Annotated in this window: 16 protein-coding genes; 3 read left to right on the top strand and 13 right to left on the bottom strand. The window is 67.6% G+C overall.

From position 1 onward, the window contains the following. Position 1: 1 nt before the first annotated feature. Positions 2-682 carry a hypothetical protein gene (locus tag ACX9OT_RS05520; RefSeq protein ID WP_049423832.1) on the bottom strand — a complete coding sequence of 227 codons (681 nt, stop codon included), beginning with the start codon at positions 680-682 and terminating at the stop codon, positions 2-4. Beyond that, entirely contained in the window at positions 679-1,896 is a 1,218-nt protein-coding gene (gene trpB / locus ACX9OT_RS05515) for a tryptophan synthase subunit beta (protein ID WP_014647880.1), read from the bottom strand. Before trpB ends, ACX9OT_RS05520 begins: the two co-directional genes overlap by 4 nt. A 98-nt stretch (positions 1,897-1,994) precedes the next feature. Here trpB and ACX9OT_RS05510 point away from each other — a divergent pair, with 98 nt between their 5' ends. Beyond that, positions 1,995-2,882: a LysR family transcriptional regulator gene (locus tag ACX9OT_RS05510; RefSeq protein WP_032128249.1), complete on the top strand. Its 888-nt coding sequence runs from the start codon at positions 1,995-1,997 to the stop codon at positions 2,880-2,882. A 48-nt stretch (positions 2,883-2,930) separates the two neighbouring features. Here the strand turns inward: ACX9OT_RS05510 and ACX9OT_RS05505 are convergent, their stop codons facing one another. The 10 genes from ACX9OT_RS05505 to prmB form a co-directional block, all read right to left on the bottom strand. Beyond that, on the bottom strand, positions 2,931-4,787 hold the full coding sequence (locus tag ACX9OT_RS05505) for a C40 family peptidase (RefSeq protein WP_459001327.1): 1,857 nt from the start codon (positions 4,785-4,787) through the stop codon (positions 2,931-2,933). A gap of 48 nt (positions 4,788-4,835) precedes the next feature. Then, positions 4,836-5,525: a hypothetical protein gene (locus ACX9OT_RS05500; RefSeq protein ID WP_081352348.1), complete on the bottom strand. Its 690-nt coding sequence runs from the start codon at positions 5,523-5,525 to the stop codon at positions 4,836-4,838. Between the two features lie 253 nt (positions 5,526-5,778). Then, positions 5,779-6,435, bottom strand: a complete 657-nt coding sequence (locus ACX9OT_RS05495) for a phosphoribosylanthranilate isomerase (RefSeq protein WP_019660598.1) — start codon at positions 6,433-6,435, stop codon at positions 5,779-5,781. Continuing rightward, the gene (gene truA / locus ACX9OT_RS05490; RefSeq protein ID WP_049398724.1) at positions 6,432-7,202 is read right to left on the bottom strand and encodes a tRNA pseudouridine(38-40) synthase TruA; all 771 of its coding nucleotides are present in this window, start codon (positions 7,200-7,202) and stop codon (positions 6,432-6,434) included. Before truA ends, ACX9OT_RS05495 begins: the two co-directional genes overlap by 4 nt. A gap of 32 nt (positions 7,203-7,234) precedes the next feature. Then, positions 7,235-7,597: a VOC family protein gene (locus tag ACX9OT_RS05485; RefSeq protein ID WP_032128247.1), complete on the bottom strand. Its 363-nt coding sequence runs from the start codon at positions 7,595-7,597 to the stop codon at positions 7,235-7,237. Positions 7,598-7,623: 26 nt separating this feature from the next. After that, positions 7,624-9,678: a FimV/HubP family polar landmark protein gene (locus tag ACX9OT_RS05480; protein WP_459001323.1), complete on the bottom strand. Its 2,055-nt coding sequence runs from the start codon at positions 9,676-9,678 to the stop codon at positions 7,624-7,626. Between the two features lie 148 nt (positions 9,679-9,826). After that, the gene (locus ACX9OT_RS05475; protein ID WP_012511725.1) at positions 9,827-10,855 is read right to left on the bottom strand and encodes an aspartate-semialdehyde dehydrogenase; all 1,029 of its coding nucleotides are present in this window, start codon (positions 10,853-10,855) and stop codon (positions 9,827-9,829) included. A gap of 92 nt (positions 10,856-10,947) precedes the next feature. After that, on the bottom strand, positions 10,948-11,985 hold the full coding sequence (locus tag ACX9OT_RS05470; protein ID WP_049423825.1) for a 2-hydroxyacid dehydrogenase: 1,038 nt from the start codon (positions 11,983-11,985) through the stop codon (positions 10,948-10,950). Then, positions 11,978-13,081, bottom strand: a complete 1,104-nt coding sequence (gene aroC, locus ACX9OT_RS05465; RefSeq protein ID WP_459001321.1) for a chorismate synthase — start codon at positions 13,079-13,081, stop codon at positions 11,978-11,980. Before aroC ends, ACX9OT_RS05470 begins: the two co-directional genes overlap by 8 nt. After that, positions 13,078-14,007: a 50S ribosomal protein L3 N(5)-glutamine methyltransferase gene (prmB, locus tag ACX9OT_RS05460; protein ID WP_032128243.1), complete on the bottom strand. Its 930-nt coding sequence runs from the start codon at positions 14,005-14,007 to the stop codon at positions 13,078-13,080. The genes aroC and prmB overlap by 4 nt, the downstream gene beginning before the upstream one ends. Positions 14,008-14,129: 122 nt before the next feature. On the opposite strand from prmB, the gene ACX9OT_RS05455 reads away from it, so the two are divergent. Together ACX9OT_RS05455 and asd are read left to right on the top strand one after the other, a co-directional pair. After that, entirely contained in the window at positions 14,130-14,780 is a 651-nt protein-coding gene (locus ACX9OT_RS05455) for an SCO family protein (RefSeq protein WP_459001318.1), read from the top strand. Then, positions 14,777-15,619 carry an archaetidylserine decarboxylase gene (gene asd / locus ACX9OT_RS05450; RefSeq protein WP_189720818.1) on the top strand — a complete coding sequence of 281 codons (843 nt, stop codon included), beginning with the start codon at positions 14,777-14,779 and terminating at the stop codon, positions 15,617-15,619. Before ACX9OT_RS05455 ends, asd begins: the two co-directional genes overlap by 4 nt. Before the next feature lie 91 nt (positions 15,620-15,710). On the opposite strand, the gene ACX9OT_RS05445 is transcribed toward asd, so the two are convergent. Continuing rightward, positions 15,711-16,058: a ribonuclease E inhibitor RraB gene (locus ACX9OT_RS05445; protein ID WP_459001316.1), complete on the bottom strand. Its 348-nt coding sequence runs from the start codon at positions 16,056-16,058 to the stop codon at positions 15,711-15,713. Positions 16,059-16,080: the final 22 nt, after the last annotated feature.

The raw sequence follows: 16,080 nt of genomic DNA, 5'->3' as shown, positions 1-16,080 counted from the left end.
TTCAGGCACATCCTTCAATCAGTTCAATCGCATCGCTGGTTCCCCAGTACATCCGGGTGACCTTCCCTTCAAACAGTTCCAGGCGGATACCCAGGTCCGAACCCGGGTCCTGCCAGGTGAGGTACTCGCCCTGGTCACCGTCGTAGGCATGCGGGCTGGATACCGGCGGCTTCGGGAACTGGGCCATGGCCTGGGCGCGGGTCATGCCGATGCGCAGGCCGAATGGACCGGGCTGTTCAACCGGCAGTTCCGGGTCGTCGCCCGGCTTCAGATCAAAACGGACCACGCGGTCGTCGTCGGTCATCATCGACACGCCCGGCGGCAACCCCCTGCCGTCGTAGTACTCGCAGTCGCCTTCGAAGAACTCTTTCGCGCCCTGTGCCTTCCAGGGCCCCAGTGACTTCAGGTCCCCCATGTGCTGGCCGACCAGCACTTCGCCGGCATGGTCCAGTGCCACCGAGGCGACGGCGGGGGCGTTGTCGCCGTTGCTCTCTTCCGCAGACGGCGGATCGACGATCGGCGTACGCGCCATCGGGTCGAGGTCATCGTTGGCGGCCGGCTGCTGTGCGGACTGCGCGGTGGCTTTGGCGGCCGGCGCAAGCACTGGCGGTTCCGGCGGCTGGCACGCGGCCAGGCCCAGCACCAGCAGAAGCACCCCGCTGTTCCGCAGCAGCGCGCTCACAGCACCAGCCCTTCGCGCGCGGCGATGGTATGCACGTCCTTGTCGCCACGGCCGGACAGATTGCACAGCACGATCTGGTCACGCGGTCGCTCACGCGCCAGCTTGATCGCCTGTGCCAGCGCATGGCTGGATTCCAGCGCCGGCAGGATGCCTTCGGTGTGCGCCAGCAGGTGGAAGGCCTGCAGCGCTTCTTCATCGGTGATGCCGAGGTAACGTGCGCGGCCGGTATCGGCCAGGAACGCGTGCTCCGGCCCGACACCCGGGTAGTCCAGGCCGGCTGATACCGAGTGGGTCTCGATGATCTGGCCGTCGTCGTCGCACAGCACATAGGTGCGGTTGCCGTGCAGCACGCCGGGGCGACCCGCCGCGATGGAGGCGGCATGGCGACCGGTGCTGATGCCATCACCGGCGGCTTCGGCGCCGACGATCTCGACCTGGCGATCATTGAGGAAGGCATGGAACAGGCCGATGGCATTGCTGCCGCCGCCGACGCAAGCGGTGATCGCATCCGGCAGGCGGCCGTACTCGGCCAGCATCTGCTCGCGTGCTTCGCGGCCGACGATGGCGTTGAAATCGCGCACCATGCGCGGGTACGGATCCGGACCAGCCACGGTGCCGATGATGTAGAAGGTGTCCTGCACGTTGGTCACCCAATCGCGCATCGCTTCGTTGAGCGCGTCCTTCAGGGTGGCCGAGCCGGAGGTGACCGGCACCACCGTCGCACCGAGCAGCTTCATTCGGTAGACGTTGATCTTCTGCCGCTCGATGTCGGTGGCGCCCATGTACACCACGCATTCCAGGCCCAAGCGCGCGGCAACGGTGGCACTGGCCACGCCATGCTGCCCGGCACCGGTCTCGGCGATGATGCGCTTCTTGCCCATCCGCGCGGCCAGCAGCGCCTGGCCGATGGTGTTGTTGATCTTGTGCGCACCGGTGTGGTTCAGGTCCTCGCGCTTGAGCAGGATCTGCGCACCGCCGACATGATCGCTCAGGCGCTGGGCGTGATAGATCGGGCTCGGCCGGCCCACGTAATGGGCCAGGTCGCGGTCGTAAGCGGCCTGGAATGCCGGGTCCTGGCGGGCCTGGTCATAGGCCTGGGCCAGTTCCTGCAGCGGGCCGACCAGGGTTTCGGCAACGAAGCTGCCGCCGTAGCGGCCGAAGTGGCCCTGGGCATCCGGGAAGGCGTGGTAGTCGGCAATGGGGGAGGCAGACATGGAAGCGACCGCTGGTTCTAGACAGGTGGATACTCTAGCGCACGGGTCGTGACCGGAAAAATGGATATTATCTGGCGCATATCGTCAGGAAATCTCACATGAGTCGTTCCCTGCTGCCTCCCCTCAATGCGCTGCGTGCGTTCGAGGCCACCGCCCGTCTGGGCGGGGTTGGGCGCGCCGCGCAGGACCTGCATGTCACCCACGGCGCGGTCAGCCGGCAACTGAAGCTGCTGGAGGATCATCTCGGCCTGGCATTGTTCCAGCGTGCCGGCCGCGGGCTGCGCCTGACCGCTGCGGGCACGCGACTGCAGGCCGCGTGCAGCGAGGCGTTCAGCGGCATCGAAGACTGCGTGCGCGAGCTGCGCCGGCCGACGGCGGCCCCAGCACTGGTGCTGGGCTGCAGCGGCAGCGTACTGGCGCGCTGGATGATCCCGCGCCTGCCCGTGCTGCAGGCCGCCCTGCCCGGCGTGCGCCTGCAGTGGTCGGCGCTGGATGGCAGTTTCACCGAAGCACAGGCGGCGCTGGATGCCGTACTACTGCTGGCGCAGGGGCCGTGGCCACGGGGCTGGCAGGTGCGTGAGCTGGCGCCGGAACGGGTCGGCGTGGTGGTGGCACCCTCGCACCCGGCCGCGCAGCGCCTGCGGCAGGTACCGCCCTCGGCGCTGCTGCAGGAAACGCTGCTGCACACCAGCTCACGGCCACAGGCGTGGCCGGCGTGGGCGCAGGCGCACGATCTGGACACCGCGAAGCTGCAGCTGGGCACCGCTTTCGAACATCTGTACTACCTGCTGGAAGCAGCCGTGGCCGGGCTGGGCCCGGCGATCGCACCGGAGCCACTGGTGGCCGAAGATCTGGCAGCAGGCCGGCTGGTCGCACCGTGGGGGTTTACCGCCACCGGCGGCTTCTGGGTGCTGGCGCGGCCGGATGGCCCGGCCGATGCACGGGTGGACGCCCTGGCCGACTGGGCAGCAGCACAGCTGCAATGAGACGAGGCCCCGGGCGGCGTTCACCGCCCGGAGCCGGCAACACAGGCCTCAGCGACCGCCCATCGCGACCCGCTGCTGCTCCTCATGCACCTGCTGCTGGTGCGAAGGATCTGCCAGCAGCTTGGCACTGGTCTGCTCCAGCGACGGCGGCGCCTGGGCCAGGTCGACCGCGGTGCGGAAGCCCGGCGTCGTGCCCATCACGAACGCCTTGCCATCCTGCACCGTGATGCTCTGCAGCTTGTCGGCCGCGTCGATTCCGTTCTGCTTTGCATGCAGGGTGATATTGGCGGCAGCCTCTTCGGAAAACACGCTGGGAAGCTTGCTGCGGACGGCGTTGTGCAGTGCGTGGTCCGGATGCGATGCATCGTTCAGCGACGGCCCCTTCGGTACAGCCGCTGCAGGTTCATGGCCCTGCGCACGGCCCGCCGCCAGCGCGGCAGCGGTCTGGCGACCGACAATCCCATCGGCCACCAGCCCCTGCTGTTTCTGCAGCGCGATCACCGCTTCGCGGGTGTGATCACCAAAACGACCATCCTCTGACAACCGATGGCCCTGCGCATCACGCACACCGAGCTGGTTGAGAGTCTGCTGCAACGCCTGCACGTCGGCGCCACGCTGCCCCTGCTTCATCACCTCGCTGACCGCCGCGTGTGATGCAGCCGGCTGCACGGTGGCGGTTGGCCGGGACAGCGCAGGTTCGCCATTGCCGTGCAGCGGCGCGCGCACCTGGAATTCCGGCTTCGGTGTCAGCGCACCAACGATGCGGGTGCTTCCGCCATCCCAGTACCCGCCCGGCCGGATGGTGACTTCGGCCGGCCCGGTGCTTCCCTGTGAACCGATGAACTGGATGTTTCCCTGCGCGTCGTAGCCTTTGAAAATTCCGACATGCTGGCCCTGCGACGAGGAGAACATCAGGATGTCGCCCTGCTTCAGCGATCCGTTCGGTTTGCGTGCTTCGGCAGCCGAGGTCACATCGAAATGCTCGCGTGCGTAAGCCGTGGTGTTCGCACCATTGAACAGCGTCGACGTAGTGAACCCCGCAGCGTTCTCGCCCCGCACGTCGTAACCCGCGTTCTTCAGGCCGCGCCATACGAACGCCGAGCAATCCACGCCGAAGCGTCCGTCACCATCGAGGTCACGCTCCAGCCGGCTGCTGTCGCGACCCGGGCGCGGATGGTCCGGGCGCCCGTATTCGTACTGGCGGCCTGAGGCCATGAAATGCTGATAGGCCTCGTTGTAGAGCGCGGCACTGCCGACTGCAGCCGCGGCCTGGCCCGCAGCGGGCGCCGCCGCCGAAGGCGTCTGTACCTGCGGTTGGGTCTGGGTCTGCACGGGCGCAGCCGCCGGTGTGCGCGTAGGAGGCTGCTGCGTGGCAACCTCACCCGGCTGCCAGCCCTCGAAACGGCGGATGCCGTCGGCCAGCACTTCACGCTCGCGCACGCTCATCTGGCCGACGGTCTTCGAGCGCAGGTCGACCCCCTGGCGATCGCCTTCGGCATAGATGGTGGCCGCCTGCTCCTTGTGGTGGGTGGTGCCGCTGTAATCCTTGGTGGAGTAGCTCGGCAGCATTTCCTCCACGGTCTTGTCGCCGAACCGGCGTTCGAGCAGCTGGATCTTCGCCACCCGGCCGGCTTCATAGCTTTCGAAAACCGCGTTGCCCCATTGGTCAAGATCGACCACGCCCTTGTAGCGCCCCTGCGCCGATTCCAGCGCCTGCTCGCGGGTACGCGGATTGGTTACCGTCTTGTCCGCGCTGCCGGCGAATTCAAACTTGAGGTTGCCAGGATTGTTGTTGCGCCACGAGACGCTGCCGCCTGATCGTTCGACGACACTGCCATCGTCCATTTCCAGCGTGCGCGTGGTACCTACGCTGCTGACCAGCCGGGTGATTTTTGGATCCGACATGAGCTGTTCCTTTGCCAGTGGTTGATTGGACCGCTCCCCTGGCGGTGATTACATTCCGTTGGAAAACACGTCGAGCACGTCCGCACTGACCCAGCCCTGTGCGCAGTTCCCGGCGTAACGTCCCGGCGCCGTCGCATGGCAGGCCTCGCCCCCCGTGGTCGCCAGGCCAGTGATCGGCCTGTCGCCATAGGTGTCACACAACGTGTTGCCCTTGCACTTGCCGACCGTCGCAGCGGGAACCGCAACGACGTAATAGAACAGCGGATTCTGTCCGGTGCGCCCGATGCCCTGCACGCAGACCAGCTGCCCCTTCGACAGCTTCGCGGTCACGCTGGCCTTGCTGCCGGTGGATGGCACCGCACTCAACGTCTCCACGCCCTTGGCATCGGCTACGCCAGCGAAGAAACCCTGGTCGCCACAGTCCGGCGACAGTTCGACATCGTAGAAATCACCGCTGTCCACATCGCCCGCCGTGCAGCCGCTGCCTGTACTGGCGTTGCTGCATTTCACGCCACTGGCCTGGATCAGCGCAGCCAGGCCGTCGGCTGCCGGTGCTGCCGCCGGAACCGTGGCCGGTGCTGTGGCAGGTGCATCTGCCGGTGCGGCAGCGGCCGGTGCCGATGCGGTCGGGGCGGATGAGTCACCGGCCGCACACGCGCCCAAGGCAAGCAGCAGGCTGGGCACGAGCGTCAGGCGGGCCAGGCGGATACGGCGGGAAGAGAGATGGGGCATATCCATTGCGTCCTCGTTCGAAAGGTAAGGCGTATCTCAGGGGCGCGGCCAGCGACACGCACGCGGCATCGCACCCAGCCAAGACAGGCTGGGCGCATTGTGTCCGATCAGATGTTCGGGGGGTGTCGACTTTTTGGCGCTGGAACCTGAATTACCCGAAAGCGTGATACTCATCGCATTCAGGATTCGCCCGCCTTCACGGCACGGCGGAATGCACCGTCGACGATGACATTCCGGGTGCCCCCTCAGGTGACGCGGATCACTCCAGAACGGTGCAATCCGCGCGACGCACTTCTTCGACGAAGGTGCGCATCTTGTAGCCGTCCTTGATGCCCGGCTCCAGCTCGATACCGCTGGAGACGTCCACGCCCCACGGCAGCGTCGCCAGCACAGCATCGTAGACGTTCTCAGGGTTCAGGCCACCGGCCAGCAGGAACGGCCGGTGCAACCCGGTCGGAACGCGGCCCCAGTCGAACGCCACGCCGGTGCCGCCACCGCCACCCGGGGCGTGGCTGTCGAACAGGAAGCCGGCAGCGCTGGGGTAGCGCAGCTGCAGGGTGCGGGCGTTGACCTCTTCACGGCCGCCCATGGCGATCGCCTTCAGGTACGGCATGTTGAAGCTGCGGCAGAAGCTTTCGTCTTCCTCACCATGGAACTGCAGCAGGGTCGGACGTACCGTACGCAGCACCTCGCGCACTTCTTCCTTGCTGTTGTTGCGGAACAGCGCCACCACGTCGACCATCGGCGCGATCGCCTGGCGCATCGCGCGGGCCTCGGCCGGTGCAACCCGGCGGCTGCTCTCGCGGGCAAAGATGAAACCCACTGCGTCCACGCCCAGCTCACCGGCCAGGCGGACGTCGCCGGCACGGGTCATTCCACAGAACTTGATGCGCGTACGGTAGTAGGAACGGCTCATAGCGTGACCTCGGCGGGCAGATGCCAGTTGTCGGGGTACAGGGGCCCAAGGAACACCAGGCCCTGCGGCGGTGCGGTGGGACCAGCTACGGTGCGGTCGCGCCCGGCCAGCAGTTCGGCGATCCATTCCACCGGTTTTTCGCCGCTGCCCACCAGGATCAACGATCCGACGATATTGCGGACCATGTGATGAAGAAATGCATTGCCACGTACTGCGACTTCGATCACTTCGCCATGACGGCTGACCTGCAGCGACTGCAGTTCACGCCGCGCATGCAGCGCCTGGCACTGCACCGAACGGAACGCGCTGAAGTCATTCTCACCAAGCAATGCCTGGCCGGCGGCATGCATCAGGGTCTCGTCCAGCGCACGGCGCTCCCAGCTCAGGGTCTGCCGGTCCAGCGCCGGCCGTACCTCGCGGTTGAGCAGCCGATAGCGATAGCGGCGCGCACGCGCGGAGAAGCGGGCGTGGAAATCATCGGCCACCGGCACGCACCAGCGCACCGCGATCGAGCGCGGCAGGCGGGTGGTGGTGCCGAGCATCCAGGCGCGCGGATCGCGCACCACGTCGGTATCGAAATGCACGACCTGGCACTGGCCATGCACGCCGGCATCGGTGCGGCCGGCGCAGACCACCTGCAGCGGCGCATCAGCCACCGATGACAGGGCCTGCTCGAGGCTGGCCTGCACGCTGGGACCACCCTCGCCCAGGTTCTGCCAGCCCCTGAAATCGCTGCCGTCGTACTCGACGCCAAGCGCATAACGCATGTGCTACCTCGATGTTGCGGATGGGGCGGCGCTCAGGCCGGATCGCGTTCGGACCAGACCGCCAGTTCGTTGCCACCGGGCTCGACGAACTGGAAGCGGCTGCCACCGGGGAAGGAAAACACCGCGCGCACGATCTCGCCGCCGGCGTCGCGCACGGCGGCCTCGACCGGCGCCAGTGCGTCGGCATACAGCACCAGCAGCGGTGCACCGCTGTCGCTGGCCCGCTGCGGCTGGCCACGGAAGAAGCCGCCCTGCAGGCGGCCATCGTCGAACGCCGTGTAGTCGCTGCCGTAGTCGACGAACGACCAGCCGAACACCTTCTCGAAGAAGGCACGGCTGGCAGCCGGGTCGCTGGACGCGAATTCAACGTAGTCGATGCGGCGTTCGCGGCTCATGGCAAGGTCCTTGTCGGCAGGTTCGGTCACGGCAGGCGCGCCAGCAGTTCACGGGCCTGGGCCTGGCTGTGCAGGTCACCGCCTTCGGCGACTTCCAGCAACAGGGTGCGCGCCGTCTGCGCGTCGCCCAGATCGAGGTAGGCAATGGCCAGTTCCAGGCGCTCCTGGCCGGCACGTGGCGACCAGCCGGCGTCGCCGGCAGGCGCGGCTGCGCTCGACGCGATGTCGTCGGAATGAGAGACCTCGATGCTGCCATGGTCGATGCCGTCGATGGCTTCGGGATGAGCGGCATCCGCCGGCGCCTCGTTGTCATGCGCGTCGGCCGGCAGATCGAACACGCCGCGGAACTGCGGCTGCTGTTCGGCATGCAGTGCGTAATCCGGCACCGCCACGTCGGCCGGCGCCTGCGGTACAACGCGTTCGTCCTGCAGCGGCACGGCGACGACAACCTCGTCGGCGGTGGTTGCGGAATCGTCCCAGCGCGGCAGATCGGTCACCGCTTCGGGCAAGGCCACCGCGTCCTCGTCGCGCAGTGTCTCGGCCTGCCATTCGGCCCGTACCGCGCGCTCGGCGACAGGTTCGGCGACCACTACGTCGTGCACTTCGGTTTCGGTCGCCCAGTCGGGCATCGCCGGTTCCTGGCGGCCGTTGCCGGCAACAGCCGATGACCACGAGGACTGCTCGGCCAGCGTATCCAGCGCCGCACCCGCCGGCACCGCTGCGGCCAGGCCGGCGGCATCGTCTTCCTCACGCAACGGCGGCAGCGGCGACGGCTTGCGACGACGCAGCAGCCAGGCGGCGCCCGCCGCCAGCAGCAGCACCGGCAGCCCCAGCCAGTACCACGGCGTTGCCGCATCGCGGGCATCCGGTGCCTGCGCCAGGCGCTGCTGCGCGGCGGCCAGATCGTTGTCCTTCATCGCGATCAGCGACTGCTGCTGTTCCTTGAGCTTTTCCAGGTCGGCCACGCGCTGCTTCAGCTCGCCGATCTCGGCATCGCGGGTGGCGATGTCCTCACGCGCCTGGCGCAGTTGTTCGTTGCCCAGCATGTCACCCTCGCTGCCGGCAGCGGTGCCGGTGGTTGTGCCCGCGTGCGCGGCGTCGGACGCCAGCGCCGGAGCAATCTCAAGTCGTGCCCCATTGGCCGCGGCCGGGGAAGAAGCGTTCGTGGCTGCCGCCTTGGCAACCGGTGCGGCCATGCCCACCGGTTGCGGCACGGTACGCGCCTGCCGCCATTGCGCGGCATGCTCGCGCACGAGCGTCGCCGCTTCGGCAGCGTCGACCGCAGCAAGCGCATCACTGCCGGGCATGCGCAGCACCGCACCCTGCTTGAGCAGGTTGACGTTGCCGCGGATGAAGGCTTCGGGATTGGCACGCAGCAGGGCGATCATCGCGCGGTCGCGACTGACCTGGTTGCCACGTGCCACCGCACTGGCGATCTCCGACAGGGTCTGCCCGCGCTGCACGGTGATGCTGCCATCGGCCGCCGGTGCAGCAACTGGCGCGGAGGCCGCACGCGGGCGTGCCGGTGCTGGCGCCACCGCTGGTGGCGGCGTCGTGGGCGTCTCTGCTGCTGGCACCGAAGCCGGTGCTGGTTCACGCACGATGGTATTGGAGAGCGTACCGGCCGGCGCGACGATTTCCGGCTCGGCCACGGCCAACGCACTGGGCGGCGCATCGACCAGTGCCGAGTACTCACGCACCAGGCGGCCCTGGCCCCAGTCGGCTTCGATCAGGAAGCTGAGCGACGGCGTCTCCACCGGCGCCTGCGAGGTGACGCGCACCACCGCCCTGCCCTGCGTGTCGCGGGTCAGTTCGAACTGCAGTTCACTGACCAGTCCGGTTGGCCGCTGCAGGCCGACACGTTCGAAGGTGACCGGTGAGGCCAGCGCCACGCGCAGGTTTTCCAGTTCGGACGGGTCCGCCGAGACCACCGGGATTTCGGCCAGCAGGGGCTGGCCCGGCTTGGACAGGACCCGGATGTCGCCCAACCCCAGGGCAAGCGCCGAACTGCTGGCCAGGGCGAGCAGTGCGGCGGACAGATAGGTGAGCGGGCGCTTTGCGCCCTTGGCCCGTTTATTCATGGGCGACACTATAAAGCGTGCGGACCGGGGTCCGCACCCACCGATGGGAGACCTTCGGTAGTGCCGGCCGCTGGCCGGCACACACGCACGCCCCCATCACGGCAATACCGGCCAGCGGCCGGCACTACCGGTGAGGCAACCGCTGTGATCAGCGCTGCTCGGCGGCGACCAGCTCGGCCAGCTGCACGGCATTCAACGCCGCGCCCTTGCGCACGTTGTCCGACACGATCCACAGGTTCAGGCCGCGCGGGTGCGACAGGTCCTCACGGATGCGGCCGACGTACACCGCGTCGGTGCCCGACGCATGCGTGACCGGGGTCGGGTAACCACCGGCTTCGTGACGATCGACCACTTCGATGCCCGGCGACTGCTCCAGCAGCGCGCGTGCTTCGGCCACGGTGACCTTATCGCGGGTCTCGATCGCGACCGACTCGGAGTGGCCGTAGAACACCGGCACGCGCACCGCAGTCGGGTTCACCAGGATGCTGTCGTCGCCGAGGATCTTGCGGGTCTCCCAGATCAGCTTCATCTCTTCCTTGGTGAAGCCGTTGTCCTGGAAGTCGTCGATGTGCGGAATCAGGTTGAAGGCGATCTGCACCGGGAAGCGCTGCGGATCGATTTCCTGGAAACTCAGCAGCTGGCCGGTCTGCTTGCCCAACTCCTCGGTTGCCGAACGGCCACCGCCGGACACCGACTGGTAGGTGGAGACGTTGATGCGCTCGATGCCGTACTTGCGGTGCAGCGGTGCCAACGCCACCAGCATCTGCATGGTCGAGCAGTTCGGGTTGGCGATGATGCCGCGCGGACGGTTGGCGACCTGCTCCGGGTTGACCTCGGACACCACCAGCGGCACGTCATCGTCGTAACGGAAGGCCGAGGAGTTGTCGATCACCACCGCACCCGCTGCGGCGAACTTCGGTGCGTATTCCTTGGACACGCTGCCGCCGGCCGAGAACAGGGCGATCTCGACGCCGCTCGGATCGAAGGTGGCCAGGTCCTGGACCTTGACCTTCTGGCCGTTGAATTCGATCTCACCGCCGGCCGAGCGCTCGGAAGCGAGGACACTCAGGGTACCGACCGGGAAGTCACGCTCGGCCAGGATCGACAACATGGTCTCGCCGACCGCACCGGTGGCACCGACGACGGCGACGTGGAAACTGCGCTGTGCATTGCTCATGGGGGAAACTCTCACGAAAACGGGGATGGGGAAAAAACACGCACGACAGCTGGGTTCGGGGAACCTCCTCAAGCGGGGCGCGCGGAGGTTCCCTATCGTTTCCCGGTTTTTTTGCCCAGAGTCACGCGCGCGGCCATCGCCGCGTCAGCGTTGATCGCGCTCGGCATGCGCGACGGGCCGCCGTCCAGGCCGAGCCCGGCAACCAGATTATCCACGGCCAGCTGTACCATCGCCGTGCGCGTGGCCAGCGAGGCGCTGCCGATGTGCGGAGTGAGCACGACGTTGCGCAGCGCCAGCAGTTCGGGGCGTACCTTTGGCTCGCCTTCGTACACATCCAGACCCGCTGCAGCAAGGCGGCCGTTGGCCAGCGCATCGGCCAGCGCGATCTCATCGACCAGGCCGCCGCGGGCGATGTTCACCAGCGTCGCCGACGGCTTCATCTTCGCCAGTGCGGCGGCATCGATCAGGTGATGCGAGGCCGGGGTATACGGCAGCACCAGCAGCAGGTGATCGGCCTGCGCCAGCAGCGTGTCCAGGTCAACGTAACGGGCCCCCACCTCCGCTTCGGTCGCGGCCGGAAGCTGCGAACGGTTGTGGTACAGCACCTTCATGCCGAAACCGTGCGCGCCGCGACGGGCGATGCCCTGGCCGATGCGGCCCATGCCAAGGATGCCCAGCGTACTGCCGTGGATGTCGGCACCGAGCATGGTCTGGAACGACCACTGCTTCCACTGGCCTTCGCGCAGCCAGCGCTCGGATTCAGTGATGCGGCGCGCGGCGGCCATCAACAGAGCGAAACCGAGATCGGCGGTGGTTTCAGTCAGGACGTCCGGGGTATTGCTGGCGAGGATGCCGGCCGCGCTAAGCGCGTCGACATCCAGGTTGTTGTAGCCGACACCGACATTGGCGATCACCTGCAGCTGCGCGGCATCGGCCACCTGTGCTGCGCCGATGCGCTCGTTGAGGGTGATGATGGCGCCGTCGGCGCTGGCCAGCTGTTCGGCGATCTGGTCGGGTGACCAAGCGGTGACGGTGTCGGTGCTGCGCAGCTGCACGCGATCGCGCAGCGGCGCGATGGCCGCGTCGATCAGCGGCTGGCTCACCCACACGGTCGGCCGCGTGTCAGCCATCGATCTGCCCGGGAATACGCGGGGTGATCGTGCCGACATCGCCGCACTGCGCGCGATGACGCAGCGCCTGGTCCATCAGCACCATCGCCACCATCGCCTCGGCGATCGGAGTGGCGCGGATGCCGACGCAGGGATCGTGGCGACCGGTCGTGACCACCTCGACCACGTTGCCGGCCGTGTCCAGCGACGGGCCCGGCAGGCGCAGGCTGGAGGTCGGCTTCAACGCGATCGACGCGACCACCGGTTGGCCGGTGGAAATGCCACCGAGGATGCCGCCGGCATGGTTGCTGGCGAAGCCCTGCGGGGTCAGCAGGTCGCGGTGTCCGGTGCCCTTCTGCGCGGCGCTGGCGAAACCGTCGCCGATCTCAACGCCCTTCACCGCGTTGATGCTCATCAGCGCGGCAGCCAGTTCGCCATCGAGCTTGCCGTAGATCGGCTCGCCCCAGCCTGGCGGCACGTTGTCGGCCACCACGTCCACGCGCGCACCGACCGAATCACCGGACTTGCGCAGCGCATCCATGTACGCCTCCAGTTCCGGCACCTGTGCGGCGTGCGGCCAGAAGAAGGGATTGTCTTCCACCGCCGACCAGTCGAAACCGGCCGGGGTGATCTCGCCCAGCTGCGACAGGTAGCCGCGCACGGTCACGCCGAAGCGCTCGGCCAGCCATTTCTTGGCGACCACGCCGGCGGCCACGCGCATGGTGGTCTCGCGCGCGGAAGAACGGCCGCCACCGCGCGGGTCGCGGATGCCGTACTTGTGCCAGTAGCTGTAGTCGGCATGGCCCGGCCGGAACTGCTGGCCGATGTTGGCGTAGTCCTTGCTGCGCTGGTCGGTGTTGCGGATCAGCAGGGCGATCGGCGTGCCGGTGGTCAGGCCCTCGTACACGCCGGACAGGATCTCGACCTCGTCCGCCTCGCGGCGCGCCGAGGTGTGGCGGCTCTTGCCGGTAGCGCGACGCTGCAGGTCATGGGCGAATTCGGCCGCGTCCAGCGCCAGCCCCGGAGGGCAGCCATCGATCACGCAGCCGATGGCCGGCCCGTGCGACTCGCCGAACGTGGTGACGGTGAACAGCTTGCCGAACGAATTGGAGCTCACGGGCGCTGCGCCGCCAGCTCGGTGATGCGCGCGCTGTGGGCGATCAGCTCGCGGCATTCGACCGCGAAGATGCCCATCTGGCCGACCTTGAATTCGATCCAGGCGAAGTCGACTTCCGGCAGCAGCTTGATCAGGTGCTGCTCGGACTCGCCCACTTCACAGATCAGCAGACCGTCTTCGCTCAGGTGCAGCGGCGCATCGCGCAGGATCTTCAGCACCAGGTCCAGGCCGTCGTCGCCGGCACGCAGCCCCATCTCCGGCTCGTAGGAGTATTCCTGCGGCAGGGCATCGGTCTCGTCGTTGGTGACGTACGGGGGGTTGGTGACGATCAGGTCGTAGTGGCGACCGGTCAGGCCGTTGAACAGGTCCGACTTGAGCAGGGTCACGTTGTGCGCCTGCAGGCGTTCCTTGTTTTCCTCGGCCAGCGACAGCGCGTCGTCGCTCAGGTCGACACCGTCCACTTCCCAGTTCGGGTAATAGTGGCCCATGGCGATGGCGATGCAGCCCGAACCGGTGCACAGGTCCAGCGCACGGCTGACATCGCGGCCGGCCAACCACGGTTCGAAGCCGCACTCGATCAGTTCAGCGATCGGCGAGCGCGGCACCAGGGCGCGCTTGTCGCTCTTGAAGCTCAGACCGGCGAACCAGGCCTCACCGGTCAGGTAGGCGGCCGGGATGCGTTCGTCGATGCGGCGCTGGAACAGTTCCAGCACACGCACCTTCTCTTCCTGCAGCAGACGCGCCTGGCCGTACGCCGGGCCGAGGTCGTGCGGCAGGTGCAGGCTGTGCAGCACCAGCTGGGTGGCCTCGTCCAGCGCATTGTCGTAGCTGTGACCGAAGGTCAGCCCGGCTTCGTTGAAACGGCTGGTGCCGTAGCGGATCAGATCGATGATCGTGTGGAGTTCGGCGGCCGTTTCAGCGGTCATGGCGGTACTGCGGGCAAAGTGGCCCTCGATTATAGGGGCTGACGCCCGCGGCGGCATCCGTTGCGGCAGAAACGATCGGGCCGCAGCCGGTATGATGGAGCCCACTTCGCGCGGGGGCTCCCATGTTCAATCGCAACGCCGGCATCATCCTGCTGATCGCCCTGGCGGCAGGTCTCGGCCTGCTGGCCGCCCAGCAGGTGTTCGCGCCGAAGCCGCCGGCCAATGCCCCGGCCACCGAAGCGATCACCCTGTACCCGCAGCCGCGCGAACTGCCCGATTTCAATCTGACCCAGTCCGACGGTACCCGGCTGATCCCGGGCGAACTGAAGGGTCACTGGACCCTGGTGTTCCTGGGCTTCACCTTCTGCCCGGACGTCTGCCCGACCACCCTGGCCGAGCTGGCCGGCGCGCAGAACCAGTGGGAGGCCCTGCCCGACAGCCTGCGCCCGCGCGTGCTGTTCATCTCGGTCGACCCGGACCGTGACAGCGCCACCCGCCTGGGCGAGTACGTGCACGGCTTCCACAAGGACACCCTGGCCGCCACCGCCGACGTTCCCTCGCTGGAGCGCTTCGCCACCTCGCTGGGCTTCGTGTTCCAGAAGGTGCCAGGCAAGCACTTCGACGAGAACCCCGAGGATTACACCGTCGAGCATTCGGCCAGCCTGGCCGTGCTCGACCCGCAGGGCCGCCTTGCCGGCCTGGTGCGCCCCCCGTTCAACGCGCCGGCCATTGCCCGCGACCTGCAGAAGCTGACCAAGAAAACCGCCCCATGAGCCTCACCACCGCCCTGACGTACGCCCTGCCCCACCGCCTGCTGTCCTCGATGGCGCGTTCGCTGGCGTACTCGGACGATCCGCGCGTGTCGCGCTGGCTGATCGACACGGTCACCCGCAAGTTCAACGTCAATCTGGACGAAGCGGCCAACCCGGACCCGCGCAGCTATGCCACCTTCAACCAGTTCTTCACCCGTGCACTGAAACCGGGCGCGCGCGTGGCCGATGCCGATCCGCGCAGCCTGGTGATGCCGGCCGACGGCCGCATCAGCCAGCTCGGCAGGATCGAAGCCGGCCGCATCTTCCAGGCCAAGGGCCAGTCGTTCACCGCCGCCGAACTGCTGGGCAGTGACGAGGACGCCAAGCCGTACAACGACGGCCTGTACGCCACCGTGTACCTGTCGCCGCGCGACTACCACCGCGTGCACATGCCGTGGACCGGCACCCTGCGCGAAACCGTGCACGTGCCCGGCCGCCTGTTCAGCGTCGGCCCGGCCGCCGTCAACGGCGTGCCGCGCCTGTTCGCGCGCAACGAGCGCCTGGTCTGCCATTTCGATACCAGCTTCGGCCCGATGGTCAGCGTGATGGTCGGTGCGCTGCTGGTGTCCGGCGTGGAAACCGTGTGGAGCGGCGAAGAAATTCCGGCCTACGGTGACCGCATCACCCGCAAGGACTACCGCGGCCAGGGCATCCAGCTGGAGCGTTTCGCCGAGATGGCGCGCTTCAACTACGGCTCCACCGTGATCGTGCTGCTGCCGCCGGGCGTGGCTGACTTCGCCCCGCAGCTGGGCGCTGAAAGCCCGGTGCAGCTGGGCCAGGCGCTGGCGAAGCTGCGCTGAGGCTTCGGTAGTGCCGGCCGCTGGCCGGCATCTCCGTTGATCCAACGCGACGAGCATTGCCGGCCAGCGGCCGGCACTACCGGTACGCGCGTTACTGCAGGGCTGGGGCCGGGCCGACGTCCATGCCGTCGTAGTCTTCCACGCCCTTTTCCGCGGCCAGCGCAGCGAATTCCTGGTTGCGGCGGTCCAGCGAGGCTTCGTCGTGGATCTCCACACGCTCCACGTGCAGCACGTGGAACGGCGCGTCGCCCTCTTCCGGCTCCTGCTCGAACAGTTCCACGAAGGTATAGCCCTGCGCCTGCAGGTGCTGCGCCAGTGCCTGCAACGGCTCGGCAGTGGAGTGCACGAAGAAGTACCCCCACAGCAACGGGCCGGTGATGTCCCAGTCGGTGTTTTCGCGGAGGTTGGCGAACAGGTTGCGGGTGTCTTCGAGGTCCATGCGGATTCCAGGGTCGGGGGGA

The sequence above is a fragment of the Stenotrophomonas genospecies 3 genome (genome assembly GCF_054473855.1).
The sequence above is the reverse complement of the archived record's forward strand: the minus strand, read 5'-3'. Positions and strand labels throughout refer to the sequence as shown.